The organism is Solemya elarraichensis gill symbiont, from assembly GCF_002021095.1.
Lineage (GTDB): Bacteria > Pseudomonadota > Gammaproteobacteria > Chromatiales > Chromatiaceae.
In genome coordinates this window covers 1-4,397 of sequence record NZ_MPRK01000150.1, presented here as the reverse complement: position 1 = coordinate 4,397, position 4,397 = coordinate 1, and the positions used below count along the sequence as shown (strand labels likewise).

Here is a 4,397-nt window from a genome sequence, read left to right as displayed (position 1 = left end):
CAAGCTGTCAAGCTGTCAAGCTGTCAAGCTGTCAAGCTGTCAAGCTGTCAAGCTGTCAAGCTGTCAAGCTGTCAAGCATGAGTCTCCGACGTCTCCTATGCTTTGTCTATATGGACATGCCCTTTAATCCACATGTAATGTCGATGAGCCAGAAAAAATACCCAGACGCCTGGATTTGTATTTTTCCAGCGTCATAGTAATAAATGTATGGCAAAACAAGCCTGTACCATCTGTGACAAATATTTATGTATGGAGGAATTTTCAGGCATTAGATTGCTTCCCTTTTACTGTCTAGTTTGTCGATATTACCGATAATGCCCTGGTAAGTACCAGATCTACTAATCTCACCGTGAGTTAGCTCAATAATATTGTCGCAGCTTTTCAGTGTTGTGACTCTATGTGCAACGATTAGCACTGTGATATCTTTACTTATATTGTCGACTGCCCGCATGACAGCTGTTTCAGTTTCGTTATCAAGTGCACTTGTCGCTTCGTCGAAAACGATAACATCAGCCTGTTTATACAATGCTCGTGCGATTCCTATTCGTTGGCGCTGCCCCCCTGATAGACGTACACCCCTCTCGCCAACCATTGTTTCGTACTGCATTTCCCATGACTCTATGGTATCCGCCATATGGGCTTGTCGCGCAGCTTTTCGCACACGTTCATGATCGACTTCTTCAGTGAGAATACCAAATGCAATGTTTTCTGCAATAGTTGTATCAGCAAGAAAGATTGCCTGTGGCACATGTGATATATGTGCCTGCCACTCCCGGTGATTTTTCTCTGTTATCTCTACATCATCTATCATCAGGCACCCCTTTGTTGAATAGAGCAGTGCCATGATTAGATCGAGCAACGTGCTTTTCCCACTACCAGTGGTGCCAATAAAACCAACGCGGCTGCCTTTAGTTATGGTTAGATCAATCTGTTGTAGTACCAGGGGCATATCATTCGTATAACGAAATGACAGGTTTTTAAGCCTAATATGGCTATTGAACGGAATAGGTTCAGGGAATGGTTTATCTGCATATGCTGGTAGCGATTGCTCCAACAGATCTAGAGCATCTTTCAATTCAGCACGTCCACCACGCATAGATGAAAAACTTGAATAACCTTGCTGCAGGACTGGCAACAGTCGTTGTGCACCTAGTGCGAGAGCACCTAACACCGGAATAGCGCCGGCAATACCGCTCTCTCTTTCTGCCAGTGTATAAGCTAGCACAGCAATTAGAATCATTCCCAAGGCCTCAATTCCGTAGCGTGGGATCATACTGATGATAGATACATTGGAACGTGCACGCCGTAATGAGAGGTCTGCCTTGCGATAACTATTACAATAGGCTGTTTGTGTGCCATCAATGAGCACATCACGGATGCCGCCAAGTCCTTCCTGAAGCGCCTTGATAACCATGTTCTGTTCCCTGCTGATCGTTTGGCTATAGCTTTTCATCCGATGTCTAGTCATCGTGATGACAACTGCGTAAATAGCACCAAAACCGCCGAACGCTGACAGCGCAACAAAAGGGTCTATTGCCAATAGTGCAATCAGTATGGTTACCAGCATCAAACCTGAGCTAATAATCATGAGGATTGGTAGTATTGTACTGCCGACCACAGCATTGGCTTTTCCAGCAATACCCGCAATAACACTGCTACTGTTACGCGCAACATGCACTGAGTAGGGTTGGTAGAGAGTTCGGCGATAAATGTTGATACTAAAATCAGCACCTGTTGCGTGACTGAGCCGGGTTTGTGCCCAAAGCAAAACAATGCGCATTGCTCCGGAGGCAAGCGCAGCAATTGAAAACAGGATGGTAAATGGTAACAACAGCTGTTTTGGTTCAGTCAATTGCAAGAACTTGATTAAGGGCTGAGCCAATCGATGTTCGAATAACTGTTCCGGGACCGTTAAAACACCCAGGAATGGCAGGACTGCTCCGATGCTGACTACCTCTGCGAATGAAGCAAATACCATTAATACCAATATCGCAGCAAACTGCTTGCGACGTTTTGGGATGATGTGGGGCCAGAGGCGTTTTAGATCTTTAATCACTAGATGTTATTTACTTGTATCTGGTCATTTATCTAAATGGATTCCGGGTCTTCGCTTCGCTACGTCCGGAATGACGATGTTTGACATATCTAGTCGGTTTCCTGTTCTGCAGACGGCAATTCATCTTTTGCAAGATCCCGCTCAAGAATCTCAATCTCCTTTTTCAGCTCGTCATACTCTTTCTGTTTGCTCTTCAGGAATCGTGTAGTAATTGCTGCCTTTTGCTCTATGCCCTTAGGGGTCAGTATGTAGGCATAAGAGAGTTTATTTTCGTTGTTCCTGAAGTTTTTTAGCTTGATCAGCCCTACTTCCATGATTGCCTTGAGACAGTAGTTGGCTTTGCCCAGGCTGACACCTAGCGCCTTGGCTAGTTCGCGTTGGGAGATGTTGGGGTTCTCCTCGATTAGCTTGATGATTTTGTAGTGGATCTCATCGCTCATGATATTCGCGGGTACAAGGTGAAAGGTACAAGGAAAAGCTATCGCTCTTTTCTCGTCTGAAGGTGTTTCATGAAGCCTGTTAACATTCTTGAGATTTCTGTTGCTTCCTTGATCCAGGTTTTTCCTGTTTCTTTGTCTATGTAGCCGATTTCCATTCCGATGTAGATTTGTGTTCTTAATTCACCTGCTGATCCCTTAGCGTAATTCATGAAGTTGATCATTTCCTTGTTACCGCTTCGCTCATACCCTTCTGCTATGTTTGATGGGATTGAAAGGCCTGACCTGGTGATTTGGTCTTTGAATCCGTAGTCGCGGCATTGTGCGAAGGTTTTGTAGATGTTTGCGCTAAGGCGTGACGATTTTTTCCAGACGTCCATGTCTTCGAACTTCATTTGATTGGTCCTTAGTTGTTAGTCCTTTGTCTCTAGTCGTTGGTCATTCGAGATCACTAACAGACCAATTAATATCCTCGGCACATTCTGTTAGCGGTTCTTTCATTCCTTCGCCTACTATCGCTTCAGGTCTCGGTAAAAGTTTTCATGTGATCCCAGTGAGATTAGCTGGAGTACAATATTTCCGGATTCGTAACTGTATCCCAACAAAGTTGGCTGGCCTGCCATTCTGAATTTGTGGACTCGCAGGTAACTCAAGTCACCACGCTTTTTTTCTCCGATCAATGGTGATTTCAATACTGCTTTGATAGCTTCATCTAGGTCAGGTTTCTGATTCTTTTTCAGTTTTTTGACAGTACGGGCAAATAGTCTTGTCTGTTGAACACTGATCGCATCATCCAAATGTGTACTCCTCTGTCATACCGGCATCAGCTTCCGCTTTGGAAAGCAACGCATCACGAACAAATGCGTAATTGAGGTCCGGATTGTCTTCCATGATTCTTCCTATTTTTGCCCAATGTTCAATCTGTTTGGCTGCTGAACGACTCATAACAGCACCAGTTATCTTGGCTTCGGCAATTAGTTCGCCATCAAGTCTGAGGTTAGATCCCATGATTCATTCATCCCATCAAGCTGGTTCATTCTGCTACATATTGTAGCACAGTGCTACAATATTACTTGCTTGACGATTAAAGCTGATTACTTCAGGCAGGCTACCGCACGGCGTGCATGGCTGCAGGCCGCGGTGTGCGTTCAATTGTTGAACAGTATAGCCTGAATATGTGTCGTTTGTGTGAATTATAGTGCAGGGTTTGGGGTTGGGGTGGGAGTGTGTTCGGATCCCGGATGACGATTAGGGGTGGCCCGGGTGACAATTAGGGGATCCCGGAATAACAGTTGTTTGATCGTGGGACGATCTACAGTTAGCGCAGCCTGACTTCAAGCGAGTGGCCTAGTGCGGATGCAAATTTCTCAAGTGTTGAGAGTCGAATATCCTCTGCATGATTTTCGATTCTGGAAATTGCAGATTTTTTTGTATGAAGCCTCTCAGCCATTTCAGCCTGGGTCATGCCGGATGCTTCACGCGCCTGCCTTAGCAATACTCCAATTTTTAAAGCCTGGAATCCTTCCTCGAAACCCTCGTCAAATTCAGGATCCTCGATTCGTCTTCTGGAAATATAGGATTTAAGATCACTCACGATGTTTGCCTTGATAAGTATTCACGTTTCCGCCGTTCTGCAATTCGAATTTCTTTCAGTGGTGTTTTCTGGCTTTTCTTTTGAAAGGCATGGTTTAAGACGATCAGGTCTGTACCATTCAAAAAACCAAGTATTCTGAAAATATTGTTTCCTACCTGTATGCGGACCTCCCAGATATCATCCATTCCTTTCAGTTTTTTAAAATACTGAATAGGAATCTCATTGAGCTCTTCAATAAGACGTAATACCCAGACCACTTTCTGGGCTGACTTCGCATTCAGTGTATCCAAGAACTCCACAATAGGAGAAC

General features: G+C 44.6%; 7 protein-coding genes. All 7 read right to left on the bottom strand.

Annotation, left to right across the window (positions count from 1 at the left end; translation table 11 throughout):
- Positions 1-268 precede the first annotated feature (268 nt).
- On the bottom strand, positions 269-1,978 hold the full coding sequence (locus BOW51_RS07845; protein WP_078477201.1) for an ABC transporter ATP-binding protein: 1,710 nt from the start codon (positions 1,976-1,978) through the stop codon (positions 269-271).
- Between the two features lie 167 nt (positions 1,979-2,145).
- Positions 2,146-2,496 (bottom strand): MarR family EPS-associated transcriptional regulator, encoded by a 351-nt coding sequence (locus BOW51_RS07840; RefSeq protein ID WP_078477200.1) that lies wholly within the window; start codon positions 2,494-2,496, stop codon positions 2,146-2,148.
- A 38-nt stretch (positions 2,497-2,534) separates the two neighbouring features.
- The gene (locus BOW51_RS07835; RefSeq protein ID WP_078477199.1) at positions 2,535-2,888 is read right to left on the bottom strand and encodes a four helix bundle protein; all 354 of its coding nucleotides are present in this window, start codon (positions 2,886-2,888) and stop codon (positions 2,535-2,537) included.
- 117 nt (positions 2,889-3,005) lie between these two features.
- Positions 3,006-3,290, bottom strand: coding sequence for a type II toxin-antitoxin system RelE/ParE family toxin (locus BOW51_RS07830; RefSeq protein WP_078477198.1), 285 nt, complete (start codon positions 3,288-3,290; stop codon positions 3,006-3,008).
- Positions 3,283-3,501 (bottom strand): TA system antitoxin ParD family protein, encoded by a 219-nt coding sequence (locus BOW51_RS07825; RefSeq protein ID WP_078477197.1) that lies wholly within the window; start codon positions 3,499-3,501, stop codon positions 3,283-3,285. Before BOW51_RS07825 ends, BOW51_RS07830 begins: the two co-directional genes overlap by 8 nt.
- Before the next feature lie 310 nt (positions 3,502-3,811).
- A complete protein-coding gene (locus tag BOW51_RS07820) occupies positions 3,812-4,087 on the bottom strand; it encodes a helix-turn-helix domain-containing protein (RefSeq protein WP_078477196.1) in 276 nt (91 codons plus the stop codon).
- A partial coding sequence (locus BOW51_RS07815) for a type II toxin-antitoxin system RelE/ParE family toxin (protein ID WP_245828616.1) occupies positions 4,084-4,397 on the bottom strand: 314 nt, incomplete at its 5' end. The genes BOW51_RS07815 and BOW51_RS07820, both read right to left, overlap by 4 nt.